This window comes from Nostoc sp. 106C (assembly GCF_002154725.1).
In the GTDB taxonomy this organism is placed as follows: domain Bacteria; phylum Cyanobacteriota; class Cyanobacteriia; order Cyanobacteriales; family Nostocaceae; genus Aulosira.
The window spans coordinates 1-17,814 of the sequence record NZ_MTAW01000053.1; the positions used below are offsets into that span (position 1 = coordinate 1).

The following is a 17,814-nucleotide window of genomic DNA, read 5'->3' on the forward strand; positions in this document are numbered from 1 at the left end:
TTTAACATATTTTGGGTTATTTTTATCAGGTTTTTCTTAACATTCAACGTTTCTGCATCAAAATATATCTGAATGAACAACTACAAAGTGAAGATTGGCAAAAAATAAAACTGCAACTCGGAAGTCGGCTATCATCTTCTTTCCATGCCTATTTATACTCTCAAATAAATTATTTATTTGGGCAATCTTTTCAGCCAGAAGAAGAGTGTAAGATTAATAGTTTGAGGGATTTTATTATCACTTGTGTATCGTTTTCTGAGATTTTCGCAGAATGGTTAATCTATCAATCTTTAATTAAAGAGTGCGGATGGATTTTTGCTTTTGATAAAGCTGCAATTATATGCGATCGCCCGCTTCATCTTCGCTTTGATAATCAAAATCGCCTCCACGCAGAAGGGGAACCTGCAATAGAGTATGCCGATGGATTTAGCCTTTACTCTTATCACGGTGTCACCTTACCTGAAAAATACGGTAAAGTTCACCCGCAGCAATGGCAAGCACAATGGTTGTTAACAGAGAAAAATGCCGAACTGCGGCGAGTGTTAATTCAAGGTATTGGTTATGCCCGAATTTGCCAAGAATTACAAGCCATTGAATTAGATACCTGGGCAGAATATACCCTATTAAAAATTGATGCTGATATCGATGAAGAATCAATTTACTTATTAAAAATGACTTGTCCCAGTACTGGATTCATCCACGCTTTGCGAGTTCCACCAGACATGAAATCAGCACATGAGGCAATTTGTTGGGTAAATTGGGGAATTGCTCCAGAGGAATTTGCTACTCAAACCTGAATTCTTGATTTGATAGGCATCTGAGAAATTTAGTAGTCAAAATAATAAAAATCATTCTATCATAGCACACATTATCACTAATGGATAAGATTTATAGCTTTTCTAGAAAAAAGTTGTGTTAGCATAAAATTGGAGAAGTTAAATTCGGTGATTAAAGATCTTGTTTTTAGTCATAATTGCAAGCTGCTCTCCGGATAAGCATCTCTGCATCAATGGATTTTGGAGAGTTTCATGTCTATTTACGTAGGTAACCTATCCTACAGCGTCACACAAGACGACCTCACTAAGGTATTTTCTGAGTACGGTGCTGTAAAGCGAGTTCAATTACCAACAGATCGGGAAACTGGACGCGCCCGGGGCTTTGGTTTCGTAGAAATGGAATCATCAGCCGCAGAAGATGCAGCTATTCAAGCTCTAGATGGTGCCGAATGGATGGGGCGTGTAATGAAAGTTAACAAAGCTAGACCACGGGAGGAGAAAAGTACTCGCTCTGGCGGTGGCAATTGGGAAAAAAATGCCAGTGGATACTCCAGACGTTATTAAGTCTTGAGATTATGCATCAAGGCAAAACGATAAAAACCATTAGCTAAACAAAAATTATCTCATAATAAGCAGATTCAGTAGCTCACTGGACTGCTTGTTTGTATATTAAGCAGTTCAGCTTTATATTTGAACTGCTTATTTTTCCATGAATGATATCATGTTCGCTCGCTGATAAAACGTCATTGCGAGCGAAGCGAAGCAATCCCAGCCTTTGCGATTGCTTCGCTCCGCTCGCAATGACAGGTTGCAAATATACCAGTTCAATCGGCACGATCTGAGGGATGTCTGCTGACAAGAGGCTAATCTATGGAATCAGATAGAAAGGTTTATGGAACTTTAGTTCAGAACAATAGATAGAATGAACAAAGTTAGCCTTGATGTCTAATCGCCAAAACCTATACAACTCATGGATTTTGCTAATCTTGCATCCCAGTTAAATGCTGGAACGATTTTGCCAGAGGGAATTGTCATTCTCACCCTCTTGGGGGTTTTGATTGTTGATTTGATTTTAGGGCGTACATCTTCACGCTGGATTGGGTATCTAGCGATCGCAGGTTTACTTGCTTCGATTGTCGCCCTGTATTTTCAATGGGATGCTACCAATCCCATCTCCTTTAGCGGTGGCTTTAATAGTGACGACCTTAGTATCGTCTTTCGCGGTATCATTGCCTTGTCTGCCGCCGTCACCATACTAATGTCCATTCGCTACGTGGAGCAGAGTGGCACTGCTTTAGCAGAGTTCATCGCGATTTTGCTCACTGCTACCCTAGGAGGAATGTTTTTATCCGGGGCTAGCGAGTTAGTGATGATTTTCATCTCCCTAGAAACCCTGAGTATTTCCTCTTATTTGTTAACAGGTTATACCAAGCGTGACCCGCGCTCTAATGAAGCGGCTCTGAAATATCTGTTGATTGGAGCTTCCAGTACAGCAGTATTTCTATATGGAGTGTCGCTGCTGTATGGCTTATCGGGTGGACAAACAGAACTGGGTGCGATCGCCAATGGCATTGCGACAGCTCGGATCGGTCAGTCATTAGGTGTAGTGATTGCCCTTGTGTTTGTGATTGCAGGGATTGGCTTCAAAATTTCTGCTGCACCCTTTCACCAATGGACTCCAGACGTTTATGAAGGCGCTCCCACCCCAGTGATTGCCTTTTTATCTGTGGGTTCCAAAGCCGCAGGTTTTGCTCTAGCTATCCGCTTATTAACCACAGTCTTCCCCTTTGTTGCTGACGAGTGGAGATTCGTCTTTACTGCTCTTGCTGTTCTCAGTATGGTATTGGGTAACGTAGTGGCCCTAGCACAAACCAGCATGAAACGGATGCTAGCTTATTCGTCAATTGCCCAAGCGGGGTTTGTGATGATTGGCTTAATTGCTGGTACCGAAGCTGGATATGCCAGTATGATATTTTACTTGCTGGTCTATCTATTCATGAACCTGTGCGGCTTTACCTGCATCATTCTGTTTTCCCTGCGGACTGGAACCGACCAGATTGCTGAATACTCTGGTTTGTATCAAAAAGATCCACTCCTGACATTGGGTTTGAGTATTTCCCTGCTGTCTTTAGGTGGTATTCCGCCACTAGCTGGGTTTTTTGGCAAAATTTACTTGTTCTGGGCTGGCTGGCAAGCAGGTCTTTACTGGTTAGTCTTGTTAGGCTTAGTTACCACTGTTGTCTCCATCTACTACTACATTCGTGTAGTCAAGATGATGGTAGTCAAAGAACCTCAAGAAATGTCTGACGTGGTGAAGAATTATCCCGCAGTAAATTGGAATTTACCTGGATTTAGACCATTACAGGTAGGGTTGATAGTAACTTTAATCGCCACTTCCATTGCTGGGATTTTGTCAAATCCTCTGTTTACCTTAGCTAACAATTCAGTTGCTAATACTGCTATATTGCAAGCAAGTACTGTTGTTAGCACTCAGGCAAGTGCCGTTAATATCGAGCATCCAGAAGGATTATAAATTAGTTATATGTAATGGGTAATTCAAAACAGTAATTACCCATTACTTAGGTCTATGATAGGAAGAGTAATCACAAATTCTGTACCTTCATTAAGTACTGAATTTACTTCTATACTGCCGCCATGTTTTTCTACAATAATTTGACGAGTAATTGATAATCCCAAGCCTGTACCTTTTCCTACAGCTTTAGTTGTAAATAAATTATCAAATATTTGGGATTTTATTTCATCTGGAATACCTAACCCATTATCTTTAATCATAATTAAGATATAATTTTCATCTTGATTTAACTTAGTTTGAATTTTAATAAAATTTGGATGATCTGCGATTTCTTGATAACTACGACTTATATTTGACTCTTCTAAAGCATCAATAGCATTAGCTAAAATATTCATAAATACCTGATTTAATTGTCCAGGAAAGCATTCCACTTCCGGTAAATTATCATAATCTCGTATAACTTCAATAGCCGGGCGAATATTAGAAGCTTTCAATCTATGCTTAAGAATTAAAATAGTACTGTCGATGCCATCGTGAATATTAAAAGGAATTTTTACTGCGTTATCGGCACGGGCAAAAGTGCGTAGAGAAACACTAATATCGCCAATCCGTTCTATTCCTTCATGCATTGAAGTCAGAATATGCGGAAAGTCTTTAAGAAGATATTCCAAATCAATTTTTGCTGCATGTCGGGCGATTTCTGCTGCCGAAGCCTGATTTTTATAAAGATGAATGTGCTCGATTAGGTCTTGCATATATTTATGAGCATAAATGAGATTGCCTTTAACAAAGCCAGCAGGATTATTAATTTCATGAGCAATTCCTGCAACCAACTGCCCTAATGAAGACATTTTTTCACTTTGCACTAACCGCAACTGCGACTGTTGGAGTTGTTCCACAGTCGCAGTTAGCTCTGCTGCTCGTTGTTCCAGTTTTTGGTTGAGGTGGCACAGTTTTAGATGAAGATTGATTCGAGCAAGTACATCTTCTGGCTGAAATGGTTTGGTAATGTAATCTACTGCACCGAGAGTTAGACCTTTAACTTTATCTACCACATCTGATAGAGCCGTCATAAAAATAACTGGGATGTCTCGGGTAGCTTTTTCTTCTTTTAAGCGACGGCAAGTTTCAAAGCCATCAATTCCCGGCATCATGATATCTAATAATATGAGATCAGGAGATACTAGTTGCAGTTGCTCTAGAGCACTCTCGCCACTGTTGGCAACTAAAACGCGAAAACCGGATGCTTGTAAAAAATCAAACATTACCTTGGCATTTGTTGGTTTATCTTCAACAATCATAATGAGATTTTGTTTATTATTAAACATATTTAAGGCTATAAAATGTATTGTTTAAGTAGCTTGGGAATAGCTTCTTTATTGAGATATTGAGTGAGTTTCAAAAGCTTGCCAGTAAAGGCTAGATATTTAATATCTAACTGGTGTAGTCGTGGAGTTTCCTCTTTAACCCCTGCAATATCGCCAATGGTCGTAGCAGTCCCAAGATTTTGTATATCAGTGATGATTAACTCAGGGTGCCAAGCAAGGGCTTTATTTAATTCTTGTTTTCCGTTGACTGCTTCCATTAGTACGAAACCTAGAGGTTCTAACAGATTAACAATAGTAGTACGGTTTTCAACTCTGGTTTTTAGTTCTAAAAAAGATGCTTGCAACTGTGCGGCCATTTGATTAAAAGATTGTGCCAGACTTTTTAGTTCATCTCTACCCCTAATTTCAACTTTTTAGCCTAGTTTTCCGGAAGCGATCGCCATAGTCGCAGGCTGCAAGCGTAGAATTAGTCTTGTAATCCAACGAGAAGTTATTAAAACTTACTTCCAGCGCTCATTTGAAAAGTAAAAAATGAGGATAATGCTAATTCCATCCTATTGCTTGGGACTAGCATTTTTATCAAGTTGTAGGATTTTGGCGTAACTGAGAATGATGTTGAGAGGAGTACGAAGTTGATGACTCCTTATGCGCATCTATAAAACAGAGATATTTCACTAATTCCACTGCGGCGAAGATTTGGTTCATAAAGGGAAGAATCAGGATGAGTTGCAGGAGTAATTTTTAGTAATCGTTAACACCGAGATGTGTTATGATTTTTACTTTTGCACAGCTTGGTAAATGTGGAGTAAATCTCCTGCATACCTAAGTTTGCCCATTATCCTGGCATAGTTCTCATCAACCTGATTAAGTTGCAACCTCAAAGTGTTTTCCCACATATCAAGTTTTCCTGTTTGTCACAGTTTATTAGAGGTATATTTGCCTGATATTACAAACATATTTGCCTACTGGTTATATTTACTACTTTTGAAAGATGCTTAATTTATGCATCTGCAATTTGATAGAAAATTTTGTATACATTTTGTTTTTATTTGTGAACAGCTATCCATAAGCTGGATATCTCTCAAACTTGAAAGAGTGATTTCTAAGAACAAGCTGCACTAACTTTAGCCTTTATCCTAAATTTATTATGTCAACGAATCATAACAATTATGTAATTTACTACATTTTGTTTGTGATCTAAATAACTACTTAATATTAATGAATTTTATGTAAAACTATAAAATATTAAAGTAAACTTTATAATAATGTTGTTTAGCATACATAATATTGAGTTAATTTAAGCAAAACCTGTAATATTGGTTTAAGTAAAACGAATGTATGTAATACTTCTAAGCTTGAAGGCTCAATAGTATCCAGTTTGATCAATAATTCGTACTTTTTATTACAAAGTATTTAAATTAAATAAATCTGTTTAGTAATTCCAGGTAATTACGGATATATTTTTTAATAAAAAATTAAAGAATAGTTACACAGATTAAGTGTTGGAAACATTAAATTTAGCTCTTAAACACAACTCACAGTGGCAGTAAATATTGTTTACACACTGTCTAAATCTTGTTTTGGTTGACTACTGTACAGGACAATGGGTTCAAGTTCCTGTAATTCTGATTCTTATGATCGCTTGAACTTGTTCAGTGATTATAGAGAGATTAAGATTATAGACTGTAAGTTAAAGAATTTCAGTGCAATAAAGCGCTGTTGGGCAGATCTCTTTGTAGGAGAAAAAGAAGTAAGAGTAAAATGAAGTTTTTAAGTATCTCCCACCTTTGTGAGATGGTTGGATAAGGCAAATTAAATCCATCAAGCTCACTTTAAGCATTTTTGGGTGATAAATAAGTATGTTGAAGTTCTAGAAGTTAATTCTCTAGAATGAATGCTTAACTTCAAACTACGAGAAAATTAATCTCTTATTTCTAAGAAATTGATGCTCTTGGCGTTTCTGTATTACAGTCTTTAGGCTGGTGATAGTTGCGTTGCCTACGCTGACTTAAAAATAGATATAAAGTTGTCGGATTATAGTGATTTAGCTTGAGAAATCTTTTGCATTCAGTGTGATGATTTTTTCATTTTAACTGTTTTGTAATGGCAAATAAGTGTTTCTCATCTAATTACTATCAAGCCATCTTCCCAACTGCATATCTAACCATCTTTTATTGAATTAATATCAATTCAATAATCAAAAAATGCTGGCATCGTCATCAAAAATATCAACAGATATTTATTGTTTGGTAATGAAGTTTTGCATTCAATACTTTCACATACTTGCACAAGACTGTAAAAGTAAAGTAAATCTTCTCACATATTAACCATTGAAATTTGGTGCAATAAACATGAAAGAAGTTCTAGCATTAATTCAAAATAAAAAGCAGGAATTTTCTCAGTTGCCATTATTTAAATTTATGCAAGATCAAAGCATAGACCCTAAACAAAGGCTGGCTTGGGCACCATGCGCTGCTCATTTTATTATGAATTTTGGAGAGCTGAATAAGTATTTTTTACGAGTAGAACCAACTAGCGATCCTATTCAAACACTAATTAACAAACATACTTATGAAGACGATCACCATTGGCTGTGGTTTTTGGAAGATTTGAAGAATTTAGAACTTGACAAATCTTTGAAATTTAGTGATGCATTAAAATTTCTTTGGAGTGAAGAAACTAAGAATGCTCGCTGGTTGAATTATCAACTCTATCGATATACTTCACAAGCTACTCCTCTGCAAAAAATAATAGTTATTGAAGTTACCGAAGCAACAGGTAATATAATGTTTTCCATAGCAGCAGAGATTGGCAAAGAAATTAAAGCAATTACTCAAAAACCATGCCGATATTTTGCAGATTTCCATTTGGATGTTGAAACTGGGCACATGACAGGTTCATCTGGAATAGAGCAATTGTTACAAGATATTCAACTATCAGAAGCAACGCGACAAGAAGCTCTGGAATTGGTAGAGAACTTATTTACAGTTTTTACCCAATTTACAAATGGGCTTTTAGTATATGCCAAAAGCCATAAAATTGAGCAGCCATTGAAAGTTGCATAAATGAACGAACAAGCTCTTTGAAATTGACAATTAACACCTAATTCAAGTCAGAAGGATAACTTTTACTATGTCACAGTATGTACAAAATATTGTAATTGTTGGCGGTGGTTCAGCAGGTTGGATGACGGCAGCTTATTTGAGCAAAGCCTTGAAAAAAAATGTTCATATTACGCTAGTAGAGTCTTCTAATATTACAAAGGTTGGAGTTGGCGAAGCAACTTTTAGTAGCATCAAATCATTCTTTGATTTTCTGGGATTACAAGAGTATGAATGGATGCCAAAATGCAATGCTACTTATAAGATGGGGATTAAATTTGTTGATTGGAATTCAGATAGAAGACATTTTTACCATCCTTTTGAAAGATTTGATTTTATTGACGGATTCAGTATCTCTGAATGGTGGTTAAAACTTAAGAGTTTCAATGAGCCATTTGATTACTCCTGCTTCATGGCACCGACACTGTGCGATCATCAGAGGTCTCCTAGATATCTTAACGGCAAAATTTTTGATGACAGAGTTGAACATTTATTCTCAGAGAAACATTTTTCTGAAAAGAATCTAATAACACTTGCTGATGCTGAAGGGCAGTATCCTTACGCCTACCATTTTGATGCGAATCTAATTGCTAGGTTCTTAAAAGATTATTCAAGACAGAGGGGTGTGAAACAAATTGTTGATGATGTGGTAGATGTAAATTTAACTGAGGATGGAAGCATAGATAGTCTCAATACCAAAGAGCATGGCATTGTTAGTGGAGACCTTTTCATTGACTGTACTGGTTTCCGTGGTCTTTTGATTAACAAAGCTCTTGGTGAACCATTCATTTCTTATTCAGAATCGCTGCTGTGCGATCGCGCGATCGCTATGCAGATACCATCCGATATTCAGAAAAATGGCATCAACCCTTATACTACAGCAACCGCGCTCTCGTCCGGTTGGGTCTGGGATATACCTTTGTATGGTAGAAATGGTACAGGGTATGTTTACTCCAGTGCATTTATTTCTGCGGAGGAAGCAGAACAAGAATTTCGCCACCATCTAGGAAATGTCGCACATAATTGCAAAGCCTCTCATATCCACATGAGGATTGGACGTAATAGAAACTCATGGGTAAAGAACTGTGTGGCGATAGGACTTTCTAGCGGATTTGTTGAACCATTAGAATCTACTGGCATATTTTTTATTCAACATGGAATTGAAGAGCTAGTCAATCACTTTCCAGGCAAGTCGTTCAATGAAGAGCTGATCTGCAACTATAATAAAGCGGTTGCTAATTGCATAGATGGTGTTCGGGATTTTTTGGTACTCCATTACTTTGCCAGCGATCGAGCAGATACAAAGTTTTGGCAAGCAACTAAGCAAGAAATTAAAGTTCCTGCGGAACTGCAAGAAAAGTTCAAGTTGTGGAGAAGGAGGTTACCAAATAAAAAGAATATCAATCCATATTTTCATGGCTTCGAGACATACTCTTATTCCGTAATGTTGCTTGGACTTAATCATAAGCCTGAAGGTAGTCTACCTCTGCTCGAGCATCTTGACAACGAGAAGGCGCTAGCTAAATTTACCGCAATTAAGGAGAAAGCTAGGTACCTGAGCACAAATCTGCCCTCTCAGTATGAATATTTAACTTATGTAATCAAGTCTCAAGAACATTCAGAGTATCTCAGCGAAAATCATTTACCTGCTTCATTTGTCAGCGATAGTGCACATCAAATTCCAATAGCAAGTTAATAATTGAGGAACACGCAAGATGACAGTGAAACAATTCTGCCTAATGAAGGCTGGAGCTAGGATTTGGGTATGATTCATTAATTGCGTTAGGTTTGATGTTTCCACTTTTTAGCAATTGTTGGGATGCTTGCAGAGTTATCTTACTCAATCGATAACTCTGCTGTAAGTAGTGTAATATACCTTCACACTGTTAACATGAATATTCAACGTATTGGCGTTATTGGCGCTGGTCTTAGTGGTCTAGTCGCAGCTAAGACTTTCATTGAGGAAGGTTACGAAGTCACAGTATTTGAGAAACAGAAAGGACTTGGTGGCGTATGGGAAAAGTCGAGAAGTTATCCAGGAGTAACCACCCAAAGCCCTCGTGATATGTATGCTTTTTCTGATTATCCCATGCCTACATTCTATCCTGAGTCTCCTACTGGTGAGCAGGTGCGGAATTACCTAGAGTCCTACGCGCAACATTTTGGGATTACAGAGAAGATTCACTTCCAAGCAGAAGTTACTCAGGTAGAAAGGAAAACCGCAAAGCAACCAGGATGGGTTGTGAGCGTCAGCTATAAAAACAACCTTCAAGGGAAGATAAGACTGGAAAAACAAGAATTTGACTTTATTCTTATATGCAATGGCACTTGCAATATCCCAAAAGTGCCTTCTTTTCCTGGTATGGCAGAGTTTATCGACTCTGGAGGATTGGTGTTGCATTCCACCAATATTAACGATGATTCTCTGATCCAAGGTAAACGGGTTGTTGTTGTCGGTTTTGCGAAATCGGCTGCTGACATTGCAACCTTCGCTGTTGACAAAGGTTCTAAATGTACGCTTGTTTTCCGCCAAGCATCTTGGAAAATCCCTAGATACTTTCTAGGATTCATCAACATCAAATATTTGATGTTAACGCGCTTGGGACAGGTTTGGTTTCCATACCGCAAATTTCGTGGAGTGGAGCAGGTGTTGCACACAGTAGGCAAGCCTTTAGTATGGGCTTTTTGGCGAACTTTGGAAATCCTACTACGCCTACAGTTACGTTTAGATGCTTGTGGAATGTTACCTGACGAACCGATCGAGGGATTTATCAATTGTCCCTTAAGCATAGCTACGAAAAACTTCTATAAATATGTGCGTCAGGGCAAAATACGTGCCAAAAAAACAACCATAGAACGGTTTGTCCCTGGTGGTGTGGAGTTGGCAAATGGTGAGCGGTTATCAACAGATGTAATGATCTTTGCAACCGGATTCCACCAGAATATCCCTTTTTTGGAGGAGCAGTACCGTCAGCAAATTATTGATAACCAAGGCACCTTTCATCTATACCGCAATCTTATTCACCCAGATGTTCCTGAAATGGGTTTTGTCGGCTACAACAGCACTTTTTCTGGGACGCTATCATCGGAGATTGGCTCTCGGTGGCTAGTTGAATCTGTCAAAGGCAACTTAGTTCTACCCTTACGTTCAGAGATGCTCAAGGATATAGAAGCAGAGTTGAACTGGAGGCAGACTAAAACGCCAAGAGGTTTATACAGTGGAACATGCTTTTTCCCGTTTAGTTTTCATTACTTAGACTATCTCATGCGCGATCTGGGTGCTAAAATCCGCCAAACAGGCTCGATCGCGGAAATTGTGAAGCCCTTAAGTCCATCTGCATACAAAAACCTCCGGCAGGAATTGCACGCAAAAAGGCTGATATCTATCAATGATTCTAGGATTGGTGAACCAGTAGAATCAAAGAATTCTTAAAACCAGATTTTGATACTTAAGGATATTTAATTATGCAGTTAGCCAATAAAATAGCCCTAATTACAGGAGCTAGTTCTGGTATAGGTCGAGAGACTGCTAAGCTTTTTGCCTCAGAAGGAGCCAAGGTAGCGATCGCAGACGTAGATACTGTCGGTGGACAAACACTCATCGATGAAATCAAAGCATTTGGTGGTACTGCTCTATTTCATCAAGTGGATGTTTCTGTAGAAAGTGAGGTTCAGAATTGGGTAGCTGGAGTAGTTCATGAATGGGGCGGTGTGGACATCCTAGTTGCTAACGCCGCCGTGATGGTTATCGGCACTGTAGAGCAGGCAACAGAGCTAGATTGGGATCGGGTTTTGGCAGTAAATGTCAAGGGTTATGCTTTTTGCGCCAAGTATGTAACTCCCCAAATGCGCCAACGTGGCGGTGGAGCAATTGTGAATCTTGCTTCTATCAGTTCATTTGTTGCTGTACCAGCATTTGCACCCTATAACACCAGTAAAGGAGCGATTTTACAACTAACTCGAAGCCTAGCCTACGATTTAGCACCTGATAATATTCGTGTTAACTGCGTTTGTCCAGGACCGATTTATACTCCTGCTGTACAAAAAGTTGCCAATTCTCTAGGTTTGAGCGATGAAGATATAGTCAAGCAATTCGCACCATTAATTCTCTTGAAGCGTATGGGAAAACCACAGGAGGTCGCAAATGCGATTCTCTTCTTAGCCTCTGATAAAGCCTCGTTTATTACGGGAACGCCACTCATGGTAGATGGCGGCTATACTGCCTACTAAACAATAAAAATTTACTGTTGCATGGGGATTTCAATTACAAATTCAGTCCCTTGTCCAGGAGTTGAATCACAGCTTAATTGACCCTTGTGTTTATCCACCACAACTTGATAGCTAATTGACAACCCCAACCCCGTACCGCTTCCTACTGCCTTAGTGGTAAAAAATGGGTCAAATATTTTCTGCTGTACATGCGCAGTCATACCATGACCGTTATCAGCAATCCGAATCTTCAGTGTGTTTGCTTCTCCTAGTTCAGTGCGAATGCGAATTTGAGGATTTTTAATTGGAGAATCTCCTTCATGCTTGTACTCCTCTAGAGCATCGATCGCATTACTTAAGATATTCATAAATACCTGGTTGAGCTGACCAGCATAGCAACTAACATTTGGCAGTGGTGCGTATTCTTTGATGACCTTAATTTCCGGGCGATCGCTCTTTTCCTTGAGCCGATGCTGCAAAATCATTAAGGTACTGTCGATTCCCTCATGAATATTTACAGGCTTCATTTCCGATTCATCTAGACGAGAGAAGTTACGTAAGCTCAGGATAATATTCCGGATACGAGAACTTCCAAGCTTCATAGAATCGAGAACTCTCGGTAGGTCTTCTGTCAGAAAATCCACATCTATGTCCTGAATTTTTTCCTCCAGTATTGCCGATGGATGAGGATATTCTTGCTGATAAATATTAATCAAATCAAGCAAATCTTGAACATAGTCACTTGCATGAGAAATATTACCATGAATAAAGTTAATCGGGTTGTTAATTTCATGGGCAATTCCGGCTATCATTTGCCCTAAGGAAGACATTTTTTCACTTTGAATTAATTGACTTTGAGTACTTTGTAATTCTTCTAATGCTGCTTGCAGATGTTTATTCTTTTCGTTAATTTCTGCCGTTCTTACTACTACTCTTTCCTCTAATATATGGCTGTATTCTTCCAAGCGCTCATTAGCTTCAGTTAAGTTGTTGTAAAGAATAGCATTTTCTAAAGAGATTGTCGCTTGGATAGTTAAGAGTTTTAGAAGTTCTAGGCGATCGTGTGTAAATGCTTTTGTAGTTAAATTATTTTCTAGGTATATAAGTCCCAGCAATTTGCCTTGATTAAGCATCGGAATACATAATATACTTTTTGGTTCTTCACGGGTAATATAACTATCTACCGCAAAAGAGGCTTGAGCTTTGATGTCATCAATTACTAATACTTCTTGAGTACGTTTGACATAATTAATCAAAGAAATAGGAACACGATCGCTGGACTCTAAAGGAATAGATAAAAACTCCGTGTGAGTAGCTCCAAAAGTTGAACCGGAACTAACTGCGGTAACAGTTAAGTCTAAGTTATTAGCTTCACTCAATATCAACACAGATTTAGAAGCTCCCGCATTCTCCATGACAACTTGCATTAAAGTAGAAAGAAGCGCCTCTAGTTCAATTTCTCCTGAGACTGCTTGAGAAGCTTTAATGACAGTTGCCAAATCCAACATATCTGAAATACTGGTGTTGGAGCCAATAACAGTTTCATTCGTAACTAAAGTAGATTTATTGCTGAGTGTAGATAGGTGTAAGCTCAGTTCAGGTAGGTTTTTTTCACTGCAAGAATGGCTAAGTTTTTCTTGCTGAATTATGGGAACCAGTAATTGAGGATAGCGTTTTTGTAAATCATCAACTTTGGCTAATGCTCCCCAACCAATGTAGCAATAATAAGCATCAGTGAGGTAGAGTTGGGCGATTCTGTCTTTACCCCATTCAAGATAGAATTTTGCGGCCAGTTCATAAGCGAGTGCTTCTTCATGAATAAACTCATTTTCTTTGGCAAGCTTGATGGCGCGATCGTATGCTTCTATTGCTTCAAGATATTCACCTTTAATCCGATGTATCTCAGCCTCTACCAAATAGAATTTATGCAAGTAATTCATAGGAGCATGATACGCATAGTGGCGCATTTTTTCCTGATTAATTGTAACCTTCAGCAGAATCTCTTTCTGTTCCGATTCTGCGCTATTAGGATATAATGCCAGCCGTACCAATGAATCATATAAATAAAATTGAGGAATAAATAATGTTCCTACTCCAGCATATAAGTACTTTTCTGTTTCTACCGCACGATCAAGGGCTTTATGATAATTAACAAACAGATAACAAAGTTGAAGCTTACATAAATGTAAGCGTAAAAGTGCTATGCCATCATTAGCTGTAACATGAAGTGGGAGTTGTTTGACTTCATCATAAGCTTCACCGATTAAATCACAAGGACTTTCAACGCTTTTCAGCAAATTTAACACTGTTTGGCGATATATTTCATTCCATTGCAATACCATCTCTTGCTTCAGATGGCTTATAGCATTGCTGTATACTGCCATTTCCTGTTGCAGTGCCGTCAGTTCCCTACCCATAAAAAATGAAGCATAGCAATAAGCATTAATAGAATATACTGCAAATTCTAGATCTCCAGTTTCCAGTGCAACCGAGTAAGCCTCTAAAAAAGGCTTGATTATTTCTTTGATATGCTCTTTTCCATGCTTGATATGAGCATTAAATGTTTCGATAATTTTAGCGGTGATTTTTTTATCTTGGAATTTATCTACAAGACTTTCAGCAAGTTTGCCAAATTGATAACCAGATTCAATATCTTCTACTACTCCACAAAGAATCAACCCGTAAACAACATAACCAAAAGCGGATAAAGGAGCATTGCCATATTCGAGCGATAAGTTTACTTGTTTGAAAACAATTAGTGAGAATAGCTCGGGAAAAGCTTGACTAGCAAAAACAATGATGCTAGATAAGATACGCATGACTGCTAGCGTTTTATCTTCAGTCATTTCTGGTAGGTGAATTAAGTCTTCAATGCATCGATTTGCCAAACTTAAAGTGATTTTTTCCATTTCCTGCCGAACATCTAACTGACTGGGATTTTTCGGAAACTCTACTCCAAGTAACTTCAAAAATCCTAGTGCAGTATTGATCGCTTCTAATATTTTATTCTGCGCTCCATAAGCCTGAATTTTTACTTCATAGACTTTGACTTTTTCTAAAAGTGTTTTAGCTCTTACTAATACCACCTCTGTTAATTGCTCCATCTGCTCAAAGTCACCAGCCAAGTATGCTGCTTCTACTGCTACTTCATACAAAGCTAGAGTTAGCCCATACTTTATCTTCCAAGTATCATCTCCTAGTAGCTCAATTCCAGTAGTTAAATACTTAAGTGCAGATGAATAAGCTGTTGATACCAAAGCTTTACGCCCAGCAATCAAATTCATTTGGGCTAGCTCATCACGTTTAGCTTGTTCGGTAATAAATTCAACTGCAATATTGAACTGATTTACAAGCTCAAAAATCCTTTCTTCTTGTTCAGCAACTGGCGTATTCTTAAAAAGAAGCTGCCCAATTTTTAAGTGAATTTTCTTTATTTTGTCTTGAGGAATTAGAGAATAAGCTGCTTGTTGTACTCGGTCATGTACGAATTTATATTTAGGTAATTGGGAATTAGTAATTGAGAAATTTTCTGATTCTCTATTTGAAAGGCTTAATAGTTGCCTCTCATCTTCTGGTATAAGATTATAACCATCTTTCTGAGGTACGATTAAACCTTCAAGTAATGCTTCCCATAAGTCTGATGCAGTGTCTATTACAGATTTTTCATTAACAATTGCCAATGTTTTTAAGTCAAACTCATTACCAATACAAGCAGATATTTTTAATACATTTTGTACATTCTTGGGTAACTTTTCTATTTGGATACCCATGAATTCTACTACATCATCTGTAAGAGACAGTGTTTTAATTTTGGTAATGTCGTACTGCCAATAGCCAGCATCAAAATTTAATTTAATTAGTCCATCATCATATAATAACTTGAGAAATTGAGATGCAAAGAATGGGTTACCTTTAGTTTTAGCAAACACCATTTGAGTCAGAGGCACAGCAATGACCTCTCGGCAACGCAGCGTATCAGCAATGAGATGGTTCAAATCAACTTGACTTAAGGGTGAAAGTTTAATTGTATTAATTACTGCTCCTGTTTTGGCAATTTCTTGTAGTATCAAATGTAATGGATGTAGATTTAAGACTTCATTATCTCTATACGCCCCAATCATTAGTAGACTAGCCTTAGTCTCAAATATCTCCTCTGTGTCACCTGTAAGGCGAGAAGAAGTTCTACTAACTAATAATTCAATAAACTTCAAGGAAGCCGTATCTGCCCATTGCAAATCATCCAGAAAGATTACCAGAGGATGCTCTTTAGTAGTGAAAACCTGGATAAATCTCTGAAACAATAAATTGAAGCGATTTTGAGCAGCGCTACCAGCAAGTTCAGTAACTGAAGGTTGTTTACCAATAATTCTTTCGAGTTCAGGAATTACATCAATGATTACCTGAGATTGTGTACCCAATGCCGATATGATTTTAGTTTTCCACTGTTGAATTTGGGCATCTGTTTCTGACAGTATTTGCCCAATTAAATCCCGCAAAACTTGCACCAATCCTGATAATGGAATGTCACGTTGGAACTGGTCAAATTTCCCTTTGATGAAGTAACTACGCTGTCTTGCAATAGGTTTATGGACTTCGTTGACCACAGCAGTTTTACCAATCCCTGAATAACCAGCGACTAAGATCATTTCCGTGCTTCCGCTCGTCACCCGGTCAAAAGTAGTGAGTAGAATTTCAATTTCTCTTTGACGACCATAAAGTTTTTCAGGAATAACAAAATGATTTGAAATATCCCGAATTCCTAATTCAAATATCGTAATGTCTCCTTTGTCTTGCCATTGGTTTTGACATCTCTCTAAGTCATATCTGATCCCATGAGCACTGTGATATCGGTCTTCGGCATTTTTTGCCATTAGCTTGCTGATAATATCAGATAAAATTGTAGGAATATTGGAGTTAATACGGCTGGCTTTTGGCGGTTCTTTGGCAATGTGAGAGTAGACTAACTCCATTGGTTCAGGGGTATTGAAGGGTAACTGCCCAGTCAGGAGTTCAAAGAAGGTGACACCCAAGGAATAAAAGTCGGTACGGTAGTCTATACCTCGATTCATGCGTCCTGTTTGTTCAGGAGAAATGTAAGCTAGAGTGCCTTCTAGAACGTTAGGATTTGTGAGAAATTGAATTTCTTTTGGTAATAGACTAGCAAGACTAAAATCGATAATTTTAGTCTTACCTGTTATAGGATGAATCAGAATATTGGCGGGTTTGATGTCTTTGTGAATGATACGATGGCAATGTAGCCCTTCTAGTGTTGCACTAATTTCCATCGCAATCTCGAAGAATTTACTCAATGAAACAGAATTATTCCCCTTTTTATGCTCTTCTAGTTGCCATATATTAAGGGCTATACCACCAAAGTCTTCCATTACTAGAAAATATCTATTGTGGTAGTTTTCTATGCTTATTGGTTTGACTATACCCGGAAGTTGAAGATTTTGGGTAATCGTGTATTGATTGCGGAACTGATTAATTTCAACGAAGTTAGGATCTTCAGTGCGCATCAATTTTAAAATAACTGATTGCTGGTCTTTTTCTCTGATAGCTCGATAAACTAAGGTTTTTTTACCTGAATATAATTGCTCAATAATGCGATAGCCAAGTATAGGAGATAATATTTCTGATACTATTAACATTGCATCTGCTTCTCATAATTATATTTCTATGCTTCAGTATGCCCATGTCATAGTTACCACTATCATTAAATAGTTATATTTTTGTTTGTTATGTATACTTTAATGTTGGATTTAGCAATAAATTAAAATAATTAACTTAGTGTAAGATAGGTTAATTAGAAAAATAGCAAGCGCGATCGCTCTGTAATCGATTTCTAAATAACTAAATAAAAAAGC

At 37.9% G+C, this 17,814-nt stretch carries 10 protein-coding genes and 1 pseudogene; 7 read left to right on the top strand and 4 right to left on the bottom strand.

From position 1 onward, the window contains the following. Nucleotides 1–278: 278 nt before the first annotated feature. The 3 genes and pseudogenes from BV375_RS04510 to BV375_RS04520 all read left to right on the top strand — a co-directional run. Nucleotides 279–797 (top strand): annotated as a pseudogene (locus BV375_RS04510) (DUF6745 domain-containing protein); the annotation flags it as partial. 231 nt (nt 798–1,028) lie between these two features. Further along, a complete protein-coding gene (locus tag BV375_RS04515; protein ID WP_086757719.1) occupies nt 1,029–1,340 on the top strand; it encodes an RNA-binding protein in 312 nt (103 codons plus the stop codon). A gap of 406 nt (nt 1,341–1,746) precedes the next feature. Further along, the gene (locus tag BV375_RS04520) at nt 1,747–3,309 is read left to right on the top strand and encodes an NAD(P)H-quinone oxidoreductase subunit N (protein WP_086757721.1); all 1,563 of its coding nucleotides are present in this window, start codon (nt 1,747–1,749) and stop codon (nt 3,307–3,309) included. Nucleotides 3,310–3,344: 35 nt separating this feature from the next. On the opposite strand, the gene BV375_RS04525 is transcribed toward BV375_RS04520, so the two are convergent. The 3 genes from BV375_RS04525 to BV375_RS38995 form a co-directional block, all read right to left on the bottom strand. Then, nucleotides 3,345–4,637, bottom strand: a complete 1,293-nt coding sequence (locus tag BV375_RS04525) for a response regulator (RefSeq protein WP_086757723.1) — start codon at nt 4,635–4,637, stop codon at nt 3,345–3,347. An 8-nt stretch (nt 4,638–4,645) separates the two neighbouring features. Beyond that, nucleotides 4,646–5,041: a HAMP domain-containing protein gene (locus tag BV375_RS36520; protein WP_347812724.1), complete on the bottom strand. Its 396-nt coding sequence runs from the start codon at nt 5,039–5,041 to the stop codon at nt 4,646–4,648. Between the two features lie 150 nt (nt 5,042–5,191). Beyond that, a complete protein-coding gene (locus BV375_RS38995; protein WP_347812723.1) occupies nt 5,192–5,290 on the bottom strand; it encodes a histidine kinase dimerization/phospho-acceptor domain-containing protein in 99 nt (32 codons plus the stop codon). Nucleotides 5,291–6,967: 1,677 nt separating this feature from the next. Here BV375_RS38995 and BV375_RS04535 point away from each other — a divergent pair. From BV375_RS04535 to BV375_RS04550, 4 genes are all read left to right on the top strand, one after another. Further along, entirely contained in the window at nt 6,968–7,702 is a 735-nt protein-coding gene (locus BV375_RS04535; RefSeq protein WP_339376839.1) for a hypothetical protein, read from the top strand. A 67-nt stretch (nt 7,703–7,769) separates the two neighbouring features. Further along, nucleotides 7,770–9,434, top strand: coding sequence for a tryptophan halogenase family protein (locus BV375_RS04540; RefSeq protein ID WP_086757727.1), 1,665 nt, complete (start codon nt 7,770–7,772; stop codon nt 9,432–9,434). Nucleotides 9,435–9,629: 195 nt separating this feature from the next. Then, a complete protein-coding gene (locus tag BV375_RS04545; protein ID WP_086757730.1) occupies nt 9,630–11,171 on the top strand; it encodes an NAD(P)-binding domain-containing protein in 1,542 nt (513 codons plus the stop codon). A gap of 32 nt (nt 11,172–11,203) precedes the next feature. Further along, the gene (locus BV375_RS04550) at nt 11,204–11,968 is read left to right on the top strand and encodes a glucose 1-dehydrogenase (protein ID WP_086757732.1); all 765 of its coding nucleotides are present in this window, start codon (nt 11,204–11,206) and stop codon (nt 11,966–11,968) included. A gap of 11 nt (nt 11,969–11,979) precedes the next feature. Here BV375_RS04550 and BV375_RS04555 read toward each other — a convergent pair whose 3' ends face one another. Then, nucleotides 11,980–17,598 (bottom strand): ATP-binding sensor histidine kinase, encoded by a 5,619-nt coding sequence (locus BV375_RS04555; protein ID WP_086757734.1) that lies wholly within the window; start codon nt 17,596–17,598, stop codon nt 11,980–11,982. Between the last annotated feature and the right edge of the window lie 216 nt (nt 17,599–17,814).